At 65.8% G+C, this 20,769-nt stretch carries 21 protein-coding genes and 1 tRNA gene; 11 read left to right on the top strand and 11 right to left on the bottom strand.

Annotation, left to right across the window (positions count from 1 at the left end):
- Positions 1 to 120 precede the first annotated feature (120 nt).
- Positions 121 to 789 carry a TetR/AcrR family transcriptional regulator gene (locus ACZF5Y_RS14195; RefSeq protein ID WP_497533364.1) on the bottom strand — a complete coding sequence of 223 codons (669 nt, stop codon included), beginning with the start codon at positions 787 to 789 and terminating at the stop codon, positions 121 to 123.
- On the opposite strand from ACZF5Y_RS14195, the gene ACZF5Y_RS14190 reads away from it, so the two are divergent.
- The 3 genes from ACZF5Y_RS14190 (at position 790) to ACZF5Y_RS14180 (ending at position 4,016) form a co-directional block, all read left to right on the top strand.
- The gene (locus tag ACZF5Y_RS14190; RefSeq protein WP_497533362.1) at positions 790 to 2,373 is read left to right on the top strand and encodes a DNA-3-methyladenine glycosylase 2 family protein; all 1,584 of its coding nucleotides are present in this window, start codon (positions 790 to 792) and stop codon (positions 2,371 to 2,373) included.
- Positions 2,370 to 2,948, top strand: coding sequence for a methylated-DNA--[protein]-cysteine S-methyltransferase (locus ACZF5Y_RS14185; protein ID WP_497533360.1), 579 nt, complete (start codon positions 2,370 to 2,372; stop codon positions 2,946 to 2,948). Before ACZF5Y_RS14190 ends, ACZF5Y_RS14185 begins: the two co-directional genes overlap by 4 nt.
- 93 nt (positions 2,949 to 3,041) lie before the next feature.
- The gene (locus tag ACZF5Y_RS14180; RefSeq protein WP_497533359.1) at positions 3,042 to 4,016 is read left to right on the top strand and encodes an IS481 family transposase; all 975 of its coding nucleotides are present in this window, start codon (positions 3,042 to 3,044) and stop codon (positions 4,014 to 4,016) included.
- Between the two features lie 63 nt (positions 4,017 to 4,079).
- Here ACZF5Y_RS14180 and ACZF5Y_RS14175 read toward each other — a convergent pair whose 3' ends face one another.
- From ACZF5Y_RS14175 to ACZF5Y_RS14160, 4 genes are all read right to left on the bottom strand, one after another.
- A complete protein-coding gene (locus ACZF5Y_RS14175; RefSeq protein ID WP_053353845.1) occupies positions 4,080 to 4,280 on the bottom strand; it encodes a hypothetical protein in 201 nt (66 codons plus the stop codon).
- A 116-nt stretch (positions 4,281 to 4,396) separates the two neighbouring features.
- Complete coding sequence (locus tag ACZF5Y_RS14170; RefSeq protein WP_497533358.1) at positions 4,397 to 4,819, bottom strand: hypothetical protein; 423 nt, start codon at positions 4,817 to 4,819, stop codon at positions 4,397 to 4,399.
- Positions 4,820 to 4,916: 97 nt separating this feature from the next.
- Positions 4,917 to 4,987: transfer RNA gene (locus tag ACZF5Y_RS14165), tRNA-Gly, on the bottom strand.
- Between the two features lie 69 nt (positions 4,988 to 5,056).
- Positions 5,057 to 6,313 carry a serine hydrolase domain-containing protein gene (locus ACZF5Y_RS14160; protein WP_497533357.1) on the bottom strand — a complete coding sequence of 419 codons (1,257 nt, stop codon included), beginning with the start codon at positions 6,311 to 6,313 and terminating at the stop codon, positions 5,057 to 5,059.
- 118 nt (positions 6,314 to 6,431) lie between these two features.
- Between ACZF5Y_RS14160 and ACZF5Y_RS14155 the strand changes: the two genes are divergently transcribed.
- A complete protein-coding gene (locus ACZF5Y_RS14155) occupies positions 6,432 to 7,475 on the top strand; it encodes a biliverdin-producing heme oxygenase (protein WP_497533355.1) in 1,044 nt (347 codons plus the stop codon).
- Positions 7,476 to 7,669: 194 nt separating this feature from the next.
- Here ACZF5Y_RS14155 and ACZF5Y_RS14150 read toward each other — a convergent pair whose 3' ends face one another.
- From ACZF5Y_RS14150 to ACZF5Y_RS14130, 5 genes are all read right to left on the bottom strand, one after another.
- On the bottom strand, positions 7,670 to 8,944 hold the full coding sequence (locus tag ACZF5Y_RS14150) for an ATP-dependent DNA helicase (protein WP_497533353.1): 1,275 nt from the start codon (positions 8,942 to 8,944) through the stop codon (positions 7,670 to 7,672).
- 68 nt (positions 8,945 to 9,012) lie between these two features.
- Positions 9,013 to 9,876 carry a DUF4822 domain-containing protein gene (locus ACZF5Y_RS14145; RefSeq protein ID WP_497533351.1) on the bottom strand — a complete coding sequence of 288 codons (864 nt, stop codon included), beginning with the start codon at positions 9,874 to 9,876 and terminating at the stop codon, positions 9,013 to 9,015.
- Between the two features lie 105 nt (positions 9,877 to 9,981).
- Positions 9,982 to 10,602: a response regulator gene (locus ACZF5Y_RS14140; protein WP_497533350.1), complete on the bottom strand. Its 621-nt coding sequence runs from the start codon at positions 10,600 to 10,602 to the stop codon at positions 9,982 to 9,984.
- Positions 10,599 to 11,798, bottom strand: a complete 1,200-nt coding sequence (locus ACZF5Y_RS14135; RefSeq protein WP_497533348.1) for a sensor histidine kinase — start codon at positions 11,796 to 11,798, stop codon at positions 10,599 to 10,601. The genes ACZF5Y_RS14140 and ACZF5Y_RS14135 overlap by 4 nt, the downstream gene beginning before the upstream one ends.
- A gap of 42 nt (positions 11,799 to 11,840) precedes the next feature.
- Complete coding sequence (locus tag ACZF5Y_RS14130) at positions 11,841 to 13,160, bottom strand: MFS transporter (protein WP_497533347.1); 1,320 nt, start codon at positions 13,158 to 13,160, stop codon at positions 11,841 to 11,843.
- 161 nt (positions 13,161 to 13,321) lie between these two features.
- Here ACZF5Y_RS14130 and ACZF5Y_RS14125 point away from each other — a divergent pair, with 161 nt between their 5' ends.
- From ACZF5Y_RS14125 to ACZF5Y_RS14100, 6 genes are all read left to right on the top strand, one after another.
- Entirely contained in the window at positions 13,322 to 13,642 is a 321-nt protein-coding gene (locus ACZF5Y_RS14125; protein ID WP_497533346.1) for a Dabb family protein, read from the top strand.
- A 166-nt stretch (positions 13,643 to 13,808) separates the two neighbouring features.
- Positions 13,809 to 15,659, top strand: coding sequence for a molecular chaperone DnaK (gene dnaK, locus ACZF5Y_RS14120; RefSeq protein WP_497533344.1), 1,851 nt, complete (start codon positions 13,809 to 13,811; stop codon positions 15,657 to 15,659).
- A gap of 2 nt (positions 15,660 to 15,661) precedes the next feature.
- Complete coding sequence (locus ACZF5Y_RS14115; protein ID WP_497533342.1) at positions 15,662 to 16,267, top strand: nucleotide exchange factor GrpE; 606 nt, start codon at positions 15,662 to 15,664, stop codon at positions 16,265 to 16,267.
- The gene (locus ACZF5Y_RS14110) at positions 16,260 to 17,213 is read left to right on the top strand and encodes a DnaJ C-terminal domain-containing protein (RefSeq protein ID WP_497533340.1); all 954 of its coding nucleotides are present in this window, start codon (positions 16,260 to 16,262) and stop codon (positions 17,211 to 17,213) included. The genes ACZF5Y_RS14115 and ACZF5Y_RS14110 overlap by 8 nt, the downstream gene beginning before the upstream one ends.
- Before the next feature lie 99 nt (positions 17,214 to 17,312).
- Positions 17,313 to 17,735 carry a heat shock protein transcriptional repressor HspR gene (locus ACZF5Y_RS14105; protein WP_497533339.1) on the top strand — a complete coding sequence of 141 codons (423 nt, stop codon included), beginning with the start codon at positions 17,313 to 17,315 and terminating at the stop codon, positions 17,733 to 17,735.
- Positions 17,732 to 18,955, top strand: a complete 1,224-nt coding sequence (locus ACZF5Y_RS14100) for a class I SAM-dependent methyltransferase (protein ID WP_497533337.1) — start codon at positions 17,732 to 17,734, stop codon at positions 18,953 to 18,955. The genes ACZF5Y_RS14105 and ACZF5Y_RS14100 overlap by 4 nt, the downstream gene beginning before the upstream one ends.
- Positions 18,956 to 18,964: 9 nt before the next feature.
- Here the strand turns inward: ACZF5Y_RS14100 and ACZF5Y_RS14095 are convergent, their stop codons facing one another.
- The gene (locus ACZF5Y_RS14095; RefSeq protein WP_497533335.1) at positions 18,965 to 19,279 is read right to left on the bottom strand and encodes a helix-turn-helix domain-containing protein; all 315 of its coding nucleotides are present in this window, start codon (positions 19,277 to 19,279) and stop codon (positions 18,965 to 18,967) included.
- 121 nt (positions 19,280 to 19,400) lie between these two features.
- Here ACZF5Y_RS14095 and ACZF5Y_RS14090 point away from each other — a divergent pair, with 121 nt between their 5' ends.
- A complete protein-coding gene (locus ACZF5Y_RS14090) occupies positions 19,401 to 20,663 on the top strand; it encodes an MFS transporter (protein ID WP_497533334.1) in 1,263 nt (420 codons plus the stop codon).
- Positions 20,664 to 20,769: the final 106 nt, after the last annotated feature.

Here is a 20,769-nt window from a genome sequence, read left to right as displayed (position 1 = left end):
CTATCCATTTGGATAGTCAAGTGCGCATTGCTTCCACGATGCACGCGGGGCAGGCGATGCCGTGTTGGGTAGGCAGTGGCGGTGCGGTGAGCCGAGGGGCGTGAGACGCGAGAGTCGCAGTTACCCCAGAGGCCGCGCGGCCGCCGCGACGAGCGTGCGGATGCGCGCGAGCGCGGGTTCGACGGTTTCAGGGAGCACAAGCTGCTTGAAGACGATGCCGTCGAGTGCGAACCAGATCAGCTCGGTCAGTTCGGCATCATCGACGCCGAGGCGGGCGAGCTGCTGTGCGATCGCCTCGCGGTACGCCCGGTAGTGGCGCTCGGCGAGGGGCCGCAGCTCGGGGCGCCGACGCGACTCGAGCAGCAGCTCGTACTGGAAGGCCTGCACGCCGCTCTCGCGGTCGGCCAGTGACTCGATGCCGGCGGCGAAGGTGTCGACGGTGAGCCCGGCGCCGACCATGTTCGAGCCTCGCAGGCTCTCATCGATCGCGAACTCCATGGCCTCGGCCACGAGTTGGTCGCGCGTGCCGAAGTGGTGCCGCACGAGCCCGTGCGAGACGCCCGCTTCGGCGGCGACGGCGCGATAGGTGAGTGCGCGCAGCCCGCCCGCGGCCACGACGACGACGGTGGCGCGCAGCAGCGCATCGCGGCCCGAGAGGTCAGTCATGGTGTCGAGGGTATCGGCTTCGCCCGAAGCGACCCGTGCGCGCGGCTTGCGGGTCGGCGTGCGCGCACCGCGATGTCCGATTTCCGCGTGCACGGGTGATCCGGCACCGCGAGAATGGGTCACGTGAACCCCGCACCCGCCGACCGCGACTCTCGCACTCTGCAGCTCGACTTCGATGCCTGCTATCGGGCAGCTTCGGGGCGAGACGCGCGATGGGACGGCCGGGTGTACCTCGGGGTCACGAGCACCGGCATCTACTGCCGCCCCTCGTGCCCCGCGCGCAAACCGCTGCCTGAGAACTGCCGGTTCTTTCCGAGCGCCGCGGCCTGCGTCGCCGCGGGATTCCGTGCGTGCAAGCGCTGTCGCCCCGACGCGGTACCGGGCACCCGCGACTGGGATTCGCGGGGAGATCTCGTCGCACGGGCGGTGCGCCGCATTCGTGAGGGTGCCATCGACACCGTCGGCGTCACCGGCCTGGCCCGCGAACTCGCGGTGAGCGAGCGCCACCTGCGACGCATGCTGGTCGATGAAATCGGCGCCGGCCCGTTGCAGCTCGCGCGCACCCGTCGAGCGCACGCCGCCCGTGCGCTCATCGATCAGACCGACCTGTCGCTCACCGACATCGCCTTCGCTGCGGGGTTCGGCAGTGTGCGTCAGTTCGGTGACGTGATGCGAGAAGAATTCGGGATCGCCCCATCGCAGTTGTCGCGCCGCGCCCTCCGCAGCTCGAGGTTGCTCTCTGCGGAGCCGACGTCTGACGAGCGCCCGACACTTGCACTGCAGCTGCGCACGCGCGCACCGTTCGAACCCGGTGCGCTGCGCGCTTCGCTGGTCGCCCATGCGATTCCCGGCCGCGACCGCATCGACCCTGACGGGTCTACGGAGCACGCACTCGACGTGCCCGGCGGCACCGCGGTCGTGCACGTGCACTGGCCCCTGGTTGCGACCGGTGTCGAGATGGTCGGCGCCGAACCCGGCCGAGCGGGCACCGTGGCGATTCCTGTCACGCTGACGCTGCCTCGACTCGCGGACGTGATGCCCGCGATCGCGATCGTGCGTTGCATGCTCGACCTCGACGCTGATCCCGGGCAGATCGCCGAGGCGTTCGCAGTTGATTCCCGCCTCGCCCCGCTGGTCGCCGCCCGGCCCGGGCTGAGGCTGCCGGCCGCGCGTGCTCCCCACGAGACCGCACTCGGCACGGTGCTCGGTCAGCAGATCTCGCTCGCCGCCGCCCGCACCGTGCAGGGCCGACTCGCCGCCCGCTTCGCGACGCCGCTCATGGGCACCGCCTCAGCCCCCGGATTCCACGGCGCGCTCGACATCGCCGCGATCGCTGCGGAATCAGCGGAGAGCCTGCGGTCGACGCTCGGCCTCACGAGCCGGCGCGCCGAGACACTGCGTGCGCTGGCTGCGTCGATCGCCGGAGGGCTCGAGCTCGGCGCCGGTGCTGACCGGGAGGCCGCTCGACGCGAGCTTGCGGCACTCCCCGGAATCGGGCCGTGGACGGTCGAGATCATCTCGATGCGTGCACTCGGCGACCCCGACGCCTATCCTGCGGGCGACCTCATTCTGCGACGGGCGCTCGGTGATCCGACACCCCGCGAGGCCGAGCGGATCGCCGAGCCCTGGCGGCCATATCGCGGGTATGCGACGCAGCACCTCTGGGCAGACTTCTTGGAATCGACCGCGCGAAAGGATCTCGCATGACCACCACACCCCTCCGCTGCACCGTCGTCGATGTGGTCGGTGCACCGTTCCACGCGATCTGGTCGCCCCTCGACGGCGCCGTCCTCGCGGCCGGATTCGCCACCGAGAGCGATCCCGAGGCGCACTCGCTTGCCGAACGGCTCGGGCACCTCGACCCTGATGCGGTGGCGGGCGGGATCGTCGAATCGCGCGATGACGAGCACCCGATCGCACGGGCCCTGTACGCCTATGCCTCGGGCGACCAGCGGGCGATCGATGCGATCGCGGTGCGTCAACCCGAAACCCCGTTTCGCGGAGAGGTCTGGCGGGCACTTCGCGGTGTCGGGCCCGGTCAAGCAGTGACGTACACGGAACTGGCAACGCTTGCTGGTCGTCCGTCGGCCGTGCGCGCCGCAGCTTCGGGTTGCGCCAATAACCTGGTGGCACTGATCGTGCCGTGTCACCGCATCATTCGGCGAGACGGTGGGCTCGGCGGGTATCTCTTCGGAACCGAGATCAAAGCGCGCCTGCTGCAGCACGAGGGTGCCTGGCAGCCTGATCTCATCGAGCTCGCGACGGGCGGTTCGCGCGCCTAGTTGTACTGACCCGGATCGTTGTTGACATAAGAGAAGCCCCCGGTGTCGAGTTGGAGCTGTCTAGTTCTACATCTCGAACCACGGAGGCTTCTCATGTCCCACGCTAACGCCCGACTGGCTCCCGCGGGCCGTTTGATCATGATTCAGCGCATCCAGTCCGGGCGTGCGGTCGCGCATGTCGCCGCTGAGATGGGGGTCTCTCGCACGACTGCGTGGCGGTGGTGGCGCCGATTCCGTGAGTTGGGGATCGTGGGCTTGAAAGATCGATCCAGCGTCGCGCACACGCATCCCAACCGCACCAATGCGTGCGCGGAGACTCGTGTGCGGATCATGCGTGAGTTGACCCGCCGCGGCCCGGTCTTCATTGCGGGCAAGCTCGGCATGCACGCCTCGACGGTCGGACGGGTGCTGCGCCGCCACCGGGAACCATTGCTGCGCGATATCGATCCCGTCACGGGAACTCGGATCCGCGCAGAACGACGATCCGCGAACCGATACGAGCACGATCATCCAGGCTCGTTGATCCATATCGATGTCAAGAAACTCGGCCGCATCCCCGACGGTGGCGGTTGGCGGCTACACGGTCGTCGCGAACGACCGAACCGGAAACGGGGACACGGGTACGACTATGTCCATACCGTGATCGATGATCATTCGCGTGTCGCGTACGCCGAGATCCACGATGATGAGAAAGGTGTTACCGCGGCTGGGGTCTTGGAGCGTGCGATCGCGTTCTATGCGTTGCTTGGGGTGCGGGTCGAGCGTGTCATCAGCGATAACGCTTTCGCATACCGGCACTCCGCAGTGTTTCGTGGTGTTCTTGACGCTCACAACATCGCGCAACGGTTCATTCGTCCGCATTGCCCGTGGACGAATGGGAAAGTCGAACGCTTGAATCGCACACTCGCGACGGAGTGGGCGTACGCGCGGCCGTGGGCGTCGAACGAGGATCGCCGGGCAGGGTTGACTGCCTGGCTCGATTATTACAACCTGGACAGGCCCCATCTCGGTATCGGGGGCCAATCTCCGATCGATCGCGTCAACAACGGTCGAGGTCAGTACACCTAGTGGCGGTGGCGCGTCGCAGCGTTGTCGGGAGCGATAATGCGGCACGACCCCCCGCGCTGTGGCTCAGGCCGGTGAGAAGCGGTTGCGCAGTTCAGCTGCGCGGCGAATGTCGCCCTCGAGCGCGGCGGTCTGCTCAGGAGCGAGCGTTCCATCCTTCTTCGCGTTGTCGAGTCGCTCGAGGCCGGCCTGCACCTCGGTGTCCAAACCATCGAGCACAATCTGCTGAATGCTCTGCGGCAGGCGCTGAAAGCTTGTCGTATCCATACCTTTCACGGTACAAGGTCAGACGTGTATCCGTCACATCCTGGCACGAACTGCGATGCGTGTTCTGCAAAAAGTCGGGGAATCTGCTGAATTCTTATGATTCGACTATGGGTGACTCATACGTCCGGATCGACTGTGACATCAATCACGGCCGTGCGCTGCTCCTGCGGATCCTCGGGTACGGCGCCTCGGAACTGGTACTCGAACTGCACGCGGGTGATACCCGCCCCGACCGCACTCAGCGAATACGTCAGGTGATCCGGCGCACCGACACTGCCGTTCTCGCCGAGATACTCGGTGTGCTGCTCAGGCACTGTCAGTACCGAGAGATCGGGATCGGCCGTCACAACCCAAGCTGACCCCACTGAGGCGTTCACCTCCCCGAAGTCGATGACGAGCTCGTCTCCGGGGGTGAGCTTCGCGGCGTGATCGGTGAAGTCGACCGTTACCGTTTTCGGTGCGGCCGCACACGAAATCAGTGAGAAGCAAAGGAGCGCGGTAGCGGCGGCTGCCAGGGTGCTCACTGTTCGGATCGTCATGTGCTCACGATAGCGGTGGTGCTGTTGCGGGTGCGGCACCGGTCGGGGCCGGAAAACAGAAGAACGGGCCTCATCGTGGAGGAAAAGGCCCGTTCGGAGGGGATGACGGGAATCGAACCCGCGCTATCAGCTTGGGAAGCTGAAGTTCTACCATTGAACTACATCCCCAGAGGAGCCTCTTGGCTCCAACGTTTCAACCCTAGCAGACCGGGTGCCCCGGTTCGCGCGGGTGAATCGCTACTGGCAGACCGCGGCTGCGGTGAGCTTTGCGGCCTGATCGTCGGCACTCCACCCGAGCTCGGGGGCGACACCCTGCGCCTGTGCGAGTGAGGCGAGTTGGAAGGCGAGCGCCTGCACGAAGGCGGCGCCGGCCGACGAGTTGTTCAGCGATACCACCACGGAGAAACCACTGTCGGGGTCGGTGTATGCGGCCGTCAGTGTTCCGGTGATCGCACCACTGCGGCCGTAGAGCGGGCCGATCTTCTCGACGCCGAAGCCGTAGAGGCGCCCCTCGGCCGCGACTTCTTCAGTCGGCTCGCCGTTCTTATCGCGGGCGGGGTTCGTGGTGGGCTGCACGTCAGTCACCACATTGCTCGCCTCACCGCCGAACTTGCCGCCGAGATAGTTGGTGTAGAAGTTCTTCAGATCCGACACTGTGCTCACCGTGGAGCCGGCGCCGGCCAGCATCGAGGGGGAGACCTCGGCGACCTCAACGGGGCCAGCGTCGCAGACCGCCTTACCGCCGCTCGAGGCGTATGTCAGACCTGACAGCGCGTCGCCCGAAACCGTGGTGGCGCTTTGGTTGGGGTAGTACGACGATCCCATGCCGGCCTTCGAGAAGACATGCTCGGCGAGGAGATCCGACAGTTCGATGCCGGTCTTCACGTGAATCGCGCGCGCGAGCAGCACGGCATTCGAGTCAGAATCGTGGAAATCACGGCCCGGCCACGATTCGGGCGAATGTGCGAGCCCCTGGGCCAGCAACTCCTGCTCGGCCCAAGGGCGAGACGGATTGTTGGCGAAGATGTCGGTGTATCCGGCCTTGAAGTCAGCGACCCCGGAGCGCATGTCGCAGAGCTGACGATACGTCACGCCCGAGATGCCCGACTGGCGGGTCAGATCTTCTGACACCTCGGTGTCGAGTTCCATCTTCCCCTGATCGACCAGATCGAGCAGGAGCGCGCACATCACGGGCTGGGACGCCTGTGCCGCGCGGATCCGAGTCGCACCGTCGATGCCGCTATCGCCGTATCCGCGCACGTAGGCGCCGTCATCAGTGCCCCACACGCCGACCACGGCCTCAGTCGAGCCGCTCAGCTGCATCGCATTCGCGACCGCGTCGTCGATGCTCGTCGCGAGACCTGCATCGATCGTGTTGACATCGCCGGACGCCGAGACGGTACCGCCTCCGGTGCACGCCGTGAGTCCGAGCGCGGCCACGACGAGGGCGCCGACGGCGAGCAGACGAGTGCGGTGTGCAAAGCGCGGGATCAAATTCGGCCGCCAATCTCGGGGTGAACAGGACACAGAACACCCGGGAGTCTACTGTGTGGATCTGGGAAGATCGCTGCCCGGTGGGCCGAGGTGAGGCTGTCCTTACTAGAATGATCGGGTGACCATTTTTGCGGATGACGTGATCGCCGGTGTGACCCGGCACATGAACGGTGACCACACCGATGACAATCTCCTGATCGCGAAAGCGTTTGGGTACCCCGATGCGCGCTCCAGCACGATGGTCGGCGTCACCGGTGCAGGCGGCCAATGGCGCGTCACCGACGCCACCGGTGAGCACGAGCTTTCGGTCGCGTGGCCGGGCGGCGAGATCTCCGAGCGGCCCGAGATCCGTCGCGAGGTCGTCGAGCTGTACAAGGCGGCGTGCGCGAAGCTCGGGGTTCCCGCTCGCGACGAGCATGCGGAACCTGCGGGTGAGCATTCGGGCAGTCACGCCCACGGAGCGCACGGGCATCACGGTGGAGCTTCTGAGGCTGCCGAGGTTCCTGCTGGTGAGCGGCCGTTCTCGGTCGTGATTCGCGAGAGCTCGTGGTCGGATCACTCCGATAGCGAAGGCGCCACCTTCATGGAAGACATCATGCGCGGCAAGGGTACGCTGCAGGATTACATCGACCTCGTCGCCCAGCACTACTTCATGTATGAAGCACTCGAGGCCGCCGCCGAGCAGGTCGCCGCCGACCCGCGCTTCGTCGGGTTCCACACTCCCGATCTCGTGCGCCTCCCCGCTCTTGAGGCCGACCTCGCGCACCTGATCGGCGCCGACTGGCGAGATCGCATCACGGCGGTTCCGTCGACCGTCGAGTATGCCGCGCGCATTCGGGAGGTCGCCGCTGACGGCTTCGTCGCCGGCGTCGTTGCCCACCATTACACGCGCTACCTCGGCGACCTTTCGGGCGGGCAGTACATCGCCAAGCGCGTCGCCAAGCAGCACGAGCTGCCGCGCGAGGGCATTGCGTTCTACGACTTCACTGCGCTCGGAGACCTCGGCGATTTCAAGAACGAGTATCGTGCCGCACTCGACGTGCTCGGCGAACAGCTTGACGACTCCGAGCGTGCGCGCATGCTCGACGAGGTGCGGCGTGCGTACGCGTTCAACACCGCGGTATTCCGCGACCTCGGTCACGCGAAGCTCGCTGCGGCTTAGCCGACGTCGCGAGGAAGAGGGGAACGAGCAGCGCTCGTTGCCCTCTTCCTCGCGCCCCGCGCTACGCTCCGTGGGCTGCCGCTGTGGCGGCACCGCGGGTGTGCGAAAACGCTATGCGTTTTCTTCGCGCCCGCCACCCCGCGCTACGCTCCGTGGGCCGCCGCTGTGGCGGCGCCAGGGGCGTGATGCGAAAGCTACGCTTTCTCCTCGCGCCCCTGCATAAAACGCACGACGTTGGGGTCGACGATCACGTCGCGCGGCTGCAGCGGACGCTGCAGGTACAGTCCGTCGAGTGAGCGCACGCGGCTGAGCGCAACATAAGTCTGCCCAGCACTGAATGCTCGAGGACCCAGGTCGACCACCGCAGCGTCATAGGTGTGACCCTGCGACTTGTGCACGGTGACCGCCCACGCGAGACGAAGCGGGAACTGCTCGAACTCGGCGACGACTTCCTTCTCAAGCTTTTTCGTCTCGGCATCGTAGCGATACCGGTAACGCTCCCACACCATGGGTTCGACCTCGAACTCCTCATCCCCGATCTCGACCCAGACGGTGCCATCGACGCGCGAAACCGTGCCGATGGTTCCGTTGACCCACCGGCCGTCAGAGTCGTTGCGCAGAAACATGACTTGTGCCCCGGCTTTCAACTCGAGCACTTCATCGGCCGGATACGTGTTCTCACGGAACTCGCCATTGACTTCGGCGACAGCGCGCAGTGCGGAGCCCTTGATCTCGGAGAGCCTCTGCGCATTGATGCGGTTGACCGTCGCATTCGTCGTAGCGAGCGTGATGACATCGCGGGGTGCGGGGCGAGCACCTGCGGCGTTCAGTTCGTTCGCCTGATCCTCTGCGACGACCCCGTGCCGCACCGCGCCGAGGATCTGCTTGAATCGGTCGTCGCGCTGGCGATGCACTTCGAGCAGTTCGATCGTCGAGAGCGACGTCGTGCTCCAGACGTTCGCGTCGAAGAACCAGAGTGACCGGTAGGTGTCGTCGAAGTAGGCGCGCTCGTGCGGGTCGCGCGGTGGCACGGGCGGCAACTGATACGGATCGCCGAACATGATGATCTGCGCGCCGCCGAAGGGGTCGTGCTTCTTTCCGCGAGCAAGGCGCAGCGAGCGGTCGATCGCGTCCATGAGATCGGCTGAGACCATCGAGATCTCGTCAATGACAAGCGTGTCGATCGCGGCGAGCATCTTCTTGAGCTCAGCAGGCTGGTCGAGATCGTGGTCGGCGATGATGCCCGTCGGCAGGCGGAGTAGCGAGTGGATGGTCTGGCCGCCGACATTGAGCGCGGCCACCCCGGTCGGAGCGCAGACCGCGATGATCTTGCTCGTGTTCCACGAAAGGTGATTCAGAATCGTGGACTTACCGGTGCCCGCGCGCCCGGTAATGAAGAGGTGCTCGCGCGTATGTTCGATGCGTTCGTACACGGAGAGCTGCTCGGCAGAAAGTTCAGGACGGGCCACCCGAACAGGCTACTGCCCCGGAGCGCACGTGGGGTGCGCGCTCCGGGGCAGTTGTGGATGACGCGGGATCAGCCTGCGCGACGCACCATCCTCACGACGAAGGCGGCGAGGCCTCCGAGCACGGCAAGTGCCCCGGCGATGCCTGCGACGAACGGAGCGTTCGAGCCGGTGACGGCCAGTGCGCTGGGTGCCTTGGCGCCTGCAGCCGCGGTGTCGCCTGCTCCCGGCTGATCGGTCGACGCAGGGTCGGTAGTGCCCGGGCTTGCGGTGCCGGGGTTTTGAGCACCCGGGTCAGTGGTTTCGGGGTTCTCAATACCTGGGTTTGCGGTGCCGGGATCCTCGGTGCCGGGATCCTCGGTACCGGGCGTCGGCTCGGGGTGGTTCGTCGGGGTGTGGACGATGTCGTAGTAGACGCCGGGGTTGGCTGCGTCGGGGATCACGCGGTAGGTGAACTCGGTGTCGGTGAGTTCGGTGATGGGGACGACGCGGGTGAAGAGGGGGTTGCCGTCGGCGTCGCGGGCGGTGATGGTGCGGGTGGAGCCGTCGGCTGCGACTTCCCAGTCGCCCTGCATTTTGGGGCTGTCGTCGAGGTTGTACATCGTGAAGGTGCCGTCGATGCTGTAGTAGGCCCAGCCGACGAAGTTGGAGACTGCGGCGTTGTCGAGTGCGACGGGGTTGCCGTTCTGGTCGACGGCGCTGGTGGTCTCCCACGCGGTCGAAGCGAGCGTTTCAGAGGGTGTCAGCGCGGCGGCTTCCGCAGCGGCACCGAACGCGCTTGTCGACGTTGCGGGGGCGGCCGGGCCGGAGGCGGCGAACGCAGCGCCTGCCGGAAGTACGCAGAGCGTCGCTGCGGCCACGGCGGTGGCAACCAGCAGCGGTCGACGAGTGCGCCGCGGTGTGGTGGCGGCTGCGGGGGTGGTGCGATCAGACATCGGGGTTCCTGTTCTTCGGCGATCGTGTGTTTCCACGCTACGAACGATGCAGAACAGTGGAATCAACCGATTGGTTGAACCTGCGATATATCGCGGAGTTGCGACTCAGATGCGAATTACTCCGCGCTTGACCGCCGCGGCGATCGCGGCCTGACGATTGTCTGCGCCGAGTTTGATGAAGGCGTGGTGCAGATGGGTTTTCACCGTTGCCTCGCTGACGACGAGCTGCCGCGCAAGATCTCGGTTCGACAGGCCCGTCGCCGCCAAGGTGAGCACTTCGAGTTCACGAGCCGTCAGCGCGTCGTCGGGGTGCTCGGATCGGCGACCCAAGCGCTCGGCGATATTGCCCGCGCGACCGCCTGAAGCGGCTGCTCTGATGGCGCGGAACACCTCGTCTGGCCGACTGTCTTTGACGAGGTACCCGGCGGCACCGGCATCAGCTGCTCGCACGACATCCGCATCCGAGTCGAACGCGGTGAAGACGATGACACGTGCGGCATCTGGGCTCGCTCGGATGGCCCGAGTGACGTCGAAGCCGTTGGGGAGCCCCTCACCGAGATCGAGGTCGACGAGCGCGACGTCGAACGAATGCGATTCCAGTCGCAAAATTGCCTCGTCAAGACTGCCCGCCTCGGCACTGACCTCAAGGTCGCTCTGCGTCTCGAGCAGTGCACGCATGCCGTGTCGCACGACCGGGTGGTCGTCGACCAGCAAGATTCGAATCATGGAGCGGTCGTCCTTTCGTTCGTGCAGTGCAGCGGCACGCTGGCAGCGATCACCGTACCTTGCCCGGGCTGAGATTCGATGGCGAGTTCGCCCCCGAGATCTCGGAGGCGCCACTGCATTGCTCGGAGCCCGTACCCGCCACCATCGGCGCGAGGCTCCACGAACGTTTCGGATGAGCTCTCGGCATCAAAGCCTCGTCCGTTGTCGACGATATCCACGCCGATAGAAGTTGAGAAAAATGTCACGGTGACCCGAACGGTGTCGGCCTGCGCATGCGTCGCCGCGTTGAGCAGTGCCTCCCGGGTGACTCGCTGCAAGGCATGCACCACGGGAGCGGGCACGTCGGGTTCGAAGCCGGAGATCACGAAATGCGCCCCGGCGGCTTCGGCCTCGGCGCGAAGCGCACTGGTGAGCGTCACTCCGATCGTGCGGGGATCGGCGAGACCGTGCACGAGTCGTCGAGTCTCGACGAGTGTTTCTCGGAGGGCCTCGCGAGCGTCCGCGACAGTATTGTCGGCCGAGGTTTGGTTGCCTCGCTGCTCCACTGATTCGAGGAGGAGGAGCGCGCTTGCCGTGCGTTGCACGACGGTGTCGTGCAACTCGCTGGCGAATCGATTGCGCTCGGCGAGGGCACCAGCCTCGCGTTCGAACCGAGCGAGTTGCGTCCGTGTATCGGTGAGCTCGGCGATGACGGCCCGTTTCGCCGTGATCGTCTGCGTCAGTGTGGCGTAGGCATACGACAGCACGAGGCCGCCGAAGAACGGGCCGAGCACGAGACCCAGATCTTGCCCTCGCGACATGATGAGCAGGCCAAGACTGACCGCGACCACGATGATCGTTGAGATGATCAGTGCCGTGCGCGTCGAGAGCACCCGGTGCACCGCAAAGACGAGCGCAAAAGCGCACCAACCGAATGATGGGGCGAGCACCGTGAGTGGGAGCCAGAGCGCCGTCGCGAGCAGAATGCCTAAGCGCTGCTGCGTGAGTGCCGTGTCTCGAATGAGCGGTCGCGCGACCTCGATGCCATAGGCGATTCCCGTGCCAATTGCGAGCATCAGAGCGAGTATTCCGGTGCCCTCGAGCGGGTGGTACACGAAATAGCGCCAGGTGCAGACAGCGAGCAGGATCGCAAAACCGGCGTCAACGGTCAGGTCGAGGGCCGGGCTGCGGTCGGCATCCGTGCGGGCGTCGGTCATGCCTCCGAGACTACGCGGAGCCGCCGACACTGCAGATGGGAACTAGGCGCGCGCTTTGACGGGCAGCAGGAGGAGCAGCCCGATGAGGAGTACGAGGCCGATGCCGATGATCCCGAAGATCGTCGAACCGCCAATGGCGATCGCCACGGTGAAACCGAGCGGGGCGAGGAACGACACGGCTCGGCCCGTGGTCGCATAGAGGCCGAAGATCTCGCCCTCCCGCCCGGCCGGAATGAGCCGTGCGAGGAACGATCGACTGGCCGACTGCACCGGGCCGACGAAGATGCACAGCAAGAGGCCGAAGACCCAGAACACCCAGGTGCCGAAGGAGTGCAGTGCGAAAACGAGCAACGCGCAGACCACCATGAGGAGAATCGACCAGATCATGACGCGCTTTGCGCCGAGTCGATCCTCGAAAATACCCACGCCGATCGTGGCGAGGCCGGCGACCACGTTCGCGGCTATGGCGAAGAGGATCACCGTCGTGTTGTCGAAGCCGAAGCTGCGGGCGGCGATCACACCGCCAAACGTGAAGACGCCGGCCAGCCCGTCGCGGAACACGGCGCTTGCGAAGAGGAAATAGAGCGTCTGACGGGCATTGCGCCACAGATCAGCAATGCTCCGGAACACATCTGCGTAGGCACTGAAGAACCAGCGCCCTCCGTTCTTGGGGTGGGGTGCGGCTTCGATCTCGGGGACGGCAAAAAAGACTGGGATCGCGAACACCGCGAACCAAGCGGCCGACAGAAGCATCGCGATGCGTACGTTCCAGGAGCCTTCGGCCGTGACCCCGAACCACCCGACATCAGGGAAGATGAAGCCGACCAGGATGATCGCGAGCAGCACGATGCCGCCGAGGTACCCCATGCCCCAGCCGATGCCCGAGATCTTGCCGACATTGCGATTGTTCGCGATCTGGCCGAGCATCGCGTTGTAGCTCACGCTCGCGAATTCGAATGCGACGTTGCCCACGGCGAGTAGGAAGAGGCCGAATATGAGGAACTGCTGGTTCGGGGCGACGAACACCATGAGCACGGTACTCGCGACCACGATCGCGGTGTTGACGCCGAGCCAGAATTTGCGGCGCCCGGCTTGGTCAGTGAGCCGACCGATGACCGGTGCGAAGAGTGCGACGACCACGCCGGCGATGAGGAGCGCGACGCCGAGCTGCGCGGAGACCTGCTCCTCCGGGCCGAACGGAGCGCTCGTGATGTAGACGCTGAATACGAATGTCGTGACAACGGCATTGAACGACGCCGAGCCCCAATCCCACAGTGACCAGGCAAACACGGTGCGCTTCTTCACGGATTCGATGTCTGCGGGGCCCGACGAGGAGGGGGCCGGCAGGACGTGCTCGGTCATAGGGACAGCGTAGCTGCGTGCAGGCACCGGAGCGCGGGCGATTTGCGCGGAGTTCAGTATCGAGACACCACCCGTTCTCTGGGACGGTGCGTTCGACCTCGTCGATGTCAGAGGTGCTGCGTATGCTCGAAATCCACGTTCGATTACCGCCAGGAGATCCCATGTCGCTGCAACACACCGTCGTTTTTCGTCTCGTGCATCCTGCCGGGTCGACGCAGGAGCAGGAGTTTCTGGAAACCGCTCATCGCTTGCTGCCGAGCATTCCCGGGGTGACCGAGTTCGCGGTGAATCGGCAGGTCAGTTCGAAGAGCGACCTTGCGTGGCAATTCAGCATGGTGTTCGTCGATCAGGCAGCGTACGAGGCGTACAACGATCACCCCGTGCACCAGGAGTTCGTCGCAAACCGGTGGGCCACTGAGGTTGAGTTGCATCAGGAGTACGACTTCGAAGCGCATGCCTTCGCGAGCGATTCTGAGAGTTGAGTGAGATCGACTCAAGTTTGAGCCCGCGAACTTGACCTTTAGGCGGGTCCGAGTAAACTTGAGTCCATCAGGCTCAACCTCGAACTCGTAGTTTCGCGGGTCCGCGGGCGAGTGCAGACTCCGGGTGGCGATCAGCCTCCCGAATTCAACGAACGAAGGAGAACACATGTCACGTGCAGTCGGCATCGACCTCGGCACCACCAACTCGGTGGTTTCAGTCCTCGAGGGTGGCGAGCCCACGGTCATTGCGAACGCAGAGGGCCTGCGCACCACCCCCTCGATCGTCGCTTTCACGAAAGACGGCGAGGTGCTCGTCGGTGAGACCGCAAAGCGCCAGGCGGTCACCAACGTTGACCGCACCCTTGCTTCGGTCAAGCGCCACATGGGTACTGACTGGAAGACCGATGAGATCGACGGCAAGCGCTACACCCCTCAGGAGATCTCCGCTCGCACGCTCCAGAAGCTGAAGCGCGATGCGGAGACCTACTTGGGCGATAAGGTCACCGACGCCGTCATCACGGTTCCGGCGTACTTCAACGATGCCGAGCGTCAGGCGACGAAGGAGGCCGGTGAGATCGCGGGCCTCAACGTGCTGCGCATCATCAACGAGCCGACGGCTGCTGCCCTGGCATATGGCCTCGACAAGGGCAAGGAAGACGAGCTCATCCTGGTCTTCGACCTCGGCGGCGGCACTTTCGACGTCTCGCTGCTCGAGGTGGGCAAGGATGACGACTTCTCGACTATCCAGGTGCGGTCGACCGCGGGCGACAACCGCCTCGGTGGCGATGACTGGGACCAGCGCATCGTGCAGTGGCTCATCGAGCAGTTCAAGACCTCGACCGGAGTCGACGTCGCGAATGACAAGATCGCGCTGCAGCGTCTGAAGGAAGCGGCTGAGCAGGCGAAGAAGGAGCTCTCGAACTCGATGAGCACCCAGATTCAGCTGCCGTACCTGTCGCTCACGGAGAACGGCCCGGCGAACCTTGACGCGACGCTGACCCGCGCGAAGTTCGAGGAGCTCACCAAGGATCTGCTTGAGCGCACGCGCAAGCCGTTCCAGGACGTCATCGCAGAGGCCGGCGTCAAGGTTGGCGACATCGCTCACGTCGTGCTCGTCGGCGGATCGACCCGCATGCCCGCCGTCACTGAACTCGTGAAGTCGCTCACCGGCGGACGCGAGCCCAACAAGGGCGTCAACCCCGATGAGGTCGTCGCCGTGGGCGCTGCCCTGCAGGCCGGCGTGCTGAAGGGTGAGCGCAAGGACGTGCTGCTCATCGATGTGACTCCGCTCTCCCTGGGTATCGAGACCAAGGGCGGCATCATGACGAAGCTCATCGAGCGCAACACGGCGATTCCGACGAAGCGCAGCGAGACCTTCACAACCGCGGAAGACAACCAGCCTTCGGTTGCCATCCAGGTGTTCCAGGGCGAGCGCGAGTTCACCCGCGACAACAAGAACCTCGGCACCTTCGAACTGACCGGTATCGCGCCGGCTCCGCGTGGGATTCCGCAGATCGAGGTCACCTTCGACATCGATGCCAACGGCATCGTGCAGGTGTCGGCGAAAGACAAGGGCACCGGTAAGGAGCAGACCATCACCATCTCGGGTGGGTCGACACTCTCGAAGGAAGACATCGAGCGCATGGTGCGCGAGGCGGAAGAACACGCTGCGGAAGACAAGCAGCGCCGCGAAGCCGCTGAGGTGCGTAACAACGCTGAGCAGCTCGCGTACTCGGTTGAGAAGCTCATCACCGAGAACGAAGACAAGCTGCCCGAGGACGTCAAGACCGAGGTGCAGGGCGATCTCGACGCGCTGAAGCAGGCACTGGCCGGCGAAGATGAGGAAGCGGTCAAGAACGCCTCCGAGAAGCTGGGCCAGAGCCAGACCAAGCTCGGCGAGGCCATCTACGCCGCTGCTCAGGCCGAGGCACCCGCCGAGGGGGCTGCTCAAGGCGAGTCGAACGATGACGACGTGGTTGACGCCGAGGTCGTTGAAGACGACGAGGAGAAGAAGTAACCATGGCGAACGAGGAACAGCGCACGCCCGGGCAAGACCCGAACGCTGACGAGGTTCCCGCTCAGGAGCCGGAGTCGCAGGACTCCGGCTCCGCCGGCCAGGCTTCCGAAGAAGACGCGCAGGCCGATCTCACGGTCGACGATATTCTCGGTGCCGAGCAGAGCGAGGACGCGGCGGCGGCGGATGATGCCAACAACCCGTATCTCGACGATCTGCGTCGCCTGACCGCCGAGTACGCGAATTATCGCAAGCGCACCGAGGCGAACGCGCTGCTCGAAAAGCAGCGCGCGATCGCCGCGGCCGTGACTCCGATGCTCACCGTGCTCGACGACCTTGACCGAGCCGAGAAGCACGGCGACCTCACTGAGGGCACCGCGTTTGCGACGATCGCTCAGAAGATTCGCGGCACGTTCGAGCGGCTCGGCGTACAGAGTTTCGGTGAAGCGGGCGAAGTGTTCGACCCGCAGCTTCACGAAGCGATCGCTCAGGTGCCGGTGCCCGGCACCGAGCAGCAGACCGTGCTTGACGTGGTCGAACGGGGCTATCGCATCGGCGATGTCGAGCTGCGCCCCGCCAAGGTAGCGGTGGCGGTGGGAGCGGATGGCTAGTCAGGATTGGCTCGACAAAGACTTCTACCAGCTGCTCGGTGTCTCGAAGAACGTCAGCGACGCTGACCTGAAGAAGTCGTACCGCAAGCTCGCTCGCAAGTATCACCCGGATTCGAACCCGGGCGATGCCGCAGCCGAAGCGAAGTTCAAGGAGATCAGCGAGGCGTACTCGGTGCTCTCGGACTCCGAGCAACGGGCCGAGTACGATCAGATCCGCGCAATGGGCGCCGGCGGCGCCCGTTTCACCTCGGGCGGCGGCGCGCAGGGCTTTGAAGACATGTTCGGCGGTCGTTTCGGCGGCGCGGGTGGGCGTAATACCCACTTCCAGTCGGGCGGTCCGCAGGGCTTTGAGGACCTCTTTGGCGGTATGTTCGGCGGCGGGGCCCCTCGGGGCCCGCAGCCCGGACGCGACATCCAGGCCACGACGACGCTCGATTTCGAAACTGCGGTGCAGGGCAAGACCGTGACGCTGCAGGCGTCCACCGGCTCCGTCAAGGTCAAGATTCCCGCGGGCGTGGCCGACGGTCAGAAGATTAAGGTGCGCGGCAAGGGCGAGCCCAGCCCCACCGGTGGGCCGGCGGGCGACATCATCTTGACGGTGAGCGTGCGCAAGCACCCCGTGTTTGAGCGCGACGGCCAAAACCTGCGCCTCAAGCTGCCAGTGACGTTCTCGGAGGCCGCGCTCGGCGCGACCGTCGAGGTGCCGACGCTCGGCGGAGCCCCGGTGAAGCTCAAGGTGCAGCCCGGAACCCCGAGCGGTCGGGTGCTGCGCGTCAAGGGTCGCGGAGTTTCGAGTTCCAAGGGAACCGGCGACCTTCTTGCCGAAGTGCAGATCGTCGTGCCGTCGCACCTGTCAGCCGAAGCCACCGAGGCGCTCGAAGCGTTTCGTGCCGTCGAACCGCAGGAGAACCCTCGCGAAGATTTGCTCGCGAGGGCGAAGGGGTAACCCGAACATGCAATGGGGCGAGGCGCGGTATCGAGACATGCACTCGTACCGCGCCTCGCGCCTTGCGCCACATCGACGTACAGAAAGCAGGTGAGCATCATGGCGCTTCCGCAGATGGACCGCTTCACACCGGTCTTCGCGATCGCCGCAGCCGCAGAGCTCGCGGAGATGCACCCGCAGACCCTGCGGCAGTACGACCGCATCGGCCTGGTGTCCCCGCAGCGCACCCGTGGCAATACGCGTCGCTATTCCCTGCACGATGTCGCCCGATTGCGCGAAGTAGCTCGACTCTCAGCGGAGGGCCTGAGCCTCGAAGGCATCCGTCGCGTGCTGCAGTTGGAAGACCGCGTACGCGAACTCGAAGGGCGCGTGCGCGACCTCGAACGGGCGGTCACGGAAGAGCGTCTGCAGCGCCCCGACCGACGCGTCTTCGCGGCCGGCTCGGCCGGCGGCGAAGTGGTAACGCTGAAGCGCGGTACGCGCGTGCGTCGCAACGCTGAAGTCGTCGTGTGGCACCCGTGAGCAGTGCCGATTCGCAGCCCGATCCGGTGACCGGAATACACGCTGCGGCACCGGGCGAGAACCAGCCACTCATCGATGAGACGCTGACCGCGCTGTTCACGCAGCTCACGCGCGAGCCCGACTTCGACGCCGAAGAGCTGCAGGCATACGATGCCGCAGACCACCTCATCGTGCGCACCGCCGCGACCGCAGCACCCGAACGTTTCGCAGTACCCGGCACGATCGTCGTCATCGGTGATCGACACGGCGCGCTCACCCTGGGGCTCGCGGCGCTCGGAGCGACGGCGATCCGTACCCACCAAGACCCGTTGCTCGGTGAGCGCGCGCTCGCGCAGAACGCCGAGCGACTCGGGTTCTCCGACACCTATAGTGCTCACGAACTCGGCCCCGAGCTGCTCTCCGGGGCGCGACTCGTGCTGCTGCAGCTGCCCCGAGGGCTCGACGCGCTCGATGAGATCGCGACCGCGATCGCCCGCTGGGCTGCTCCTGACGTGCGCGTCTTCGCCGGGGGCCGGGTGAAACACATGACGCGCACCATGAACGACGTGCTGGCCCGCTCGTTCGCTGACGTGTCCGCCGGGCTCGGCTGGCGCAAATCGCGGGTGCTCACCGCGAGTTCACCGCGACCGATCGCGGCTGACAACTCGCTTGCGCTCCTGCCGCGCTGGGGTGATGATGCGGCGCTCGACTTCCGGATCGCTGCCTTCGGGTCGACCTTCGGCGGGCCGGTGCTTGACCACGGCAGCCGCCTGCTGCTCGACACGCTCGTGGCCACGCCACCCGTGGCGGCGCAGATCGTCGACCTCGGGTGCGGCAACGGGGTGCTCGCGGTCGCGGCCGCGCGCGCCTTTCCGACGGCTCGGCTGATCGCGACTGATCAATCCAAGGCTGCGGTCGCGGCCACTCGTGCAACCGCTGACGCGGCAGGGGTGGCTGATCGCATCGTCGTTCGGCGGGCCGACGCGCTTGAAGCTGTGCCTGACGGGTGGGCGGACCTGATCATGCTGAACCCCCCGTTTCACACGGGCGCCACGGTGCACTCCGGTGTCGGTCAGCGACTCATCAGAACATGCCGTCGTGCATTGGCGCCGGGCGGCGAACTGCGGCTCGTCTTCAATTCTCACCTGAACTACCGGCCGCTCGTCGAGCGTGAGATCGGGTCTGCGCAGCAGCTCGCGCGCACAGCAACCTTCACAGTGCTGGCGGCACGTCGTCGGTGACCGTGCGTCTCAGGCTCCGCGGCGACGATCGTCGCCCGCCCGCGCCCGAATCAAATCGCGCACCGTGACCTGGTGGGCTCGGGTGCCGTAGTCGTCGGCGGTGATGCCGGTGAGAAATGCGCCGGGATCGACCTCGAGCGCGGTAGCGATACGCACCAGGGACTCCGCGGTCGGGCTCGACACGCCCCGCTCGATCTTGCCGATACTGGTCCAGCTGATCTGTGCCAGCTCGCCGAGATCTTCGAGCGAAATACCCAGCCGATGGCGCACCTCGCGCACGCGCCGGCCGATCTTCACGGCAGCATCTGAGTGGGTCTGGGGCACCGCACCATCGTCCAAGACCCAGGCGATCAGCACCAGAAATCAAACGCCCTGTGCGTAAACGCATCAAAGGGCGGGCCACAGTGCGTACTGCGACCACCGTCGGCGTTACCCTGGAACTCACATGACGAACTCAGCACCGGCATTTCTTCGGAAATTGGCCCCGAGCATCTACGGGCCCTCGGTGCTGTTCTCGCTCGGTGAGTACGCGATCCTGCCCCTCGTGCCCGTCATCGCCGTGCAGATGGGGGCCGGCATCGGGCTCGCGGGTGTGATCGCGTCGGCTGCCGTCGTCGGGCAGGTGCTCGGCAACCTGCCTGCGAGCTGGGTGGTCGCGCGAGCGGGGGAGCGCACCGCGATGCTGATCGCGGCGGGCGTCGCGCTGCTCGGGGCGTTCGGAATCGCCTTCGCTCCGAACCCCGCGCTACTCGGGCTCGCGGTGTTCGTGATCGGTTTCGCCGGTGCGGCTTTCGGGCTCGCCCGCCACTCGTTTATGACGAGCCGGGTACCGATCGCTTATCGGGCTCGCGCGCTGTCGCTGCTCGGAGGCACGAACCGTCTCGGTCGCTTCGCCGGGCCGTTCGCCGCGGCGGGGCTGATCGCGCTCACCGCCGACCATGAATCGCCGGTATGGGCGTTCGTCGTCTGCCTGATCCTCGCTGCCGCGCTCGTCGCATTCGCGCCCGACCCCGAACGCATCGTCGTCTCGACGCCACCCACGCTCACGGATACGGGATCTCTCCCGGCGCCTCCCCGCGATGGGGTCTGGGGAGCGATGCGCGACGGTGGGGCGGCGCTGCTGCGTGTGGGAGGCGCCTCGGCGATTCTTGCGGGTATGCGCTCGATCCGCGATGTGCTGCTGCCCCTTTGGGGAGTCTCGATCGGGCTCGACGCCACGCAGGTGGCGCTCGTCGTGGGTATCTCAGGAACGGTCGACTTCGCACTGTTCTACACGAGCGGTCAGGTTATGGACCGCTACGGGCGCCTGTGGGCGAGCTTGCCCGCCACGATCGTGATGGCCGTCGGGTTCGGGGTGCTGTCGATCAGCCACGATCTGCCGGGTGCCGGATACTGGCTGCTCGCGGTCGCCGTCGTCGTTGGGCTGGGCAACGGGCTCTCCAGCGGTATCAACATGACGCTCGGCGCCGATCTCGCTCCGCAAGGAAATCCGGCCCCGTTCCTCGCGGCATGGCGCACGCTGACCGATTTCGGTGGAGCCGTTGCTCCACTCGCGATCTCGGGTATCGCGGTTGCGTCGCTGCCGCTCGCGAGCGGCGCCGCCGGAGCGCTTGCGGTACTCGGAGCGGTGGGGTTCGCCCGGTGGATCCCGCGCTACATTCCGCACGCGCGCGGTGGGCGCGGTGCGGGCGGGCGCACTGGCGAGTGAAGCTCAGGCGCGGCGGGGCTCGATGACGCCGCCGAGCCTCAAGCCCGTTCGGATGCACGCTTTGTAGACTGGGCGCAGCTCGTCGCGCATTATCGCGCGGCTCCCG

The sequence above is a fragment of the Leucobacter sp. WKLB1 genome, assembly GCF_059696215.1.
The sequence above is the reverse complement of the archived record's forward strand: the minus strand, read 5'-3'. Positions and strand labels throughout refer to the sequence as shown.

Excerpts from the sequence above, each read along its gene's own strand:
- ACZF5Y_RS14185 (WP_497533360.1), top strand. The coding sequence starts at position 2,370 with ATGACCACCACACCCCTCCGCTGCACCGTCGTCGATGTGGTCGGTGCA.
- ACZF5Y_RS14180 (WP_497533359.1), top strand. The coding sequence starts at position 3,042 with ATGTCCCACGCTAACGCCCGACTGGCTCCCGCGGGCCGTTTGATCATG.
- ACZF5Y_RS14175 (WP_053353845.1), bottom strand. The coding sequence starts at position 4,280 with ATGGATACGACAAGCTTTCAGCGCCTGCCGCAGAGCATTCAGCAGATT.
- ACZF5Y_RS14170 (WP_497533358.1), bottom strand. The coding sequence starts at position 4,819 with ATGACGATCCGAACAGTGAGCACCCTGGCAGCCGCCGCTACCGCGCTC.
- ACZF5Y_RS14145 (WP_497533351.1), bottom strand. The coding sequence starts at position 9,876 with ATGTCTGATCGCACCACCCCCGCAGCCGCCACCACACCGCGGCGCACT.
- ACZF5Y_RS14140 (WP_497533350.1), bottom strand. The coding sequence starts at position 10,602 with ATGATTCGAATCTTGCTGGTCGACGACCACCCGGTCGTGCGACACGGC.
- ACZF5Y_RS14135 (WP_497533348.1), bottom strand. The coding sequence starts at position 11,798 with ATGACCGACGCCCGCACGGATGCCGACCGCAGCCCGGCCCTCGACCTG.
- ACZF5Y_RS14130 (WP_497533347.1), bottom strand. The coding sequence starts at position 13,160 with ATGACCGAGCACGTCCTGCCGGCCCCCTCCTCGTCGGGCCCCGCAGAC.
- ACZF5Y_RS14125 (WP_497533346.1), top strand. The coding sequence starts at position 13,322 with ATGTCGCTGCAACACACCGTCGTTTTTCGTCTCGTGCATCCTGCCGGG.
- dnaK (WP_497533344.1), top strand. The coding sequence starts at position 13,809 with ATGTCACGTGCAGTCGGCATCGACCTCGGCACCACCAACTCGGTGGTT.
- ACZF5Y_RS14115 (WP_497533342.1), top strand. The coding sequence starts at position 15,662 with ATGGCGAACGAGGAACAGCGCACGCCCGGGCAAGACCCGAACGCTGAC.
- ACZF5Y_RS14110 (WP_497533340.1), top strand. The coding sequence starts at position 16,260 with ATGGCTAGTCAGGATTGGCTCGACAAAGACTTCTACCAGCTGCTCGGT.
- ACZF5Y_RS14105 (WP_497533339.1), top strand. The coding sequence starts at position 17,313 with ATGGCGCTTCCGCAGATGGACCGCTTCACACCGGTCTTCGCGATCGCC.
- ACZF5Y_RS14090 (WP_497533334.1), top strand. The coding sequence starts at position 19,401 with ATGACGAACTCAGCACCGGCATTTCTTCGGAAATTGGCCCCGAGCATC.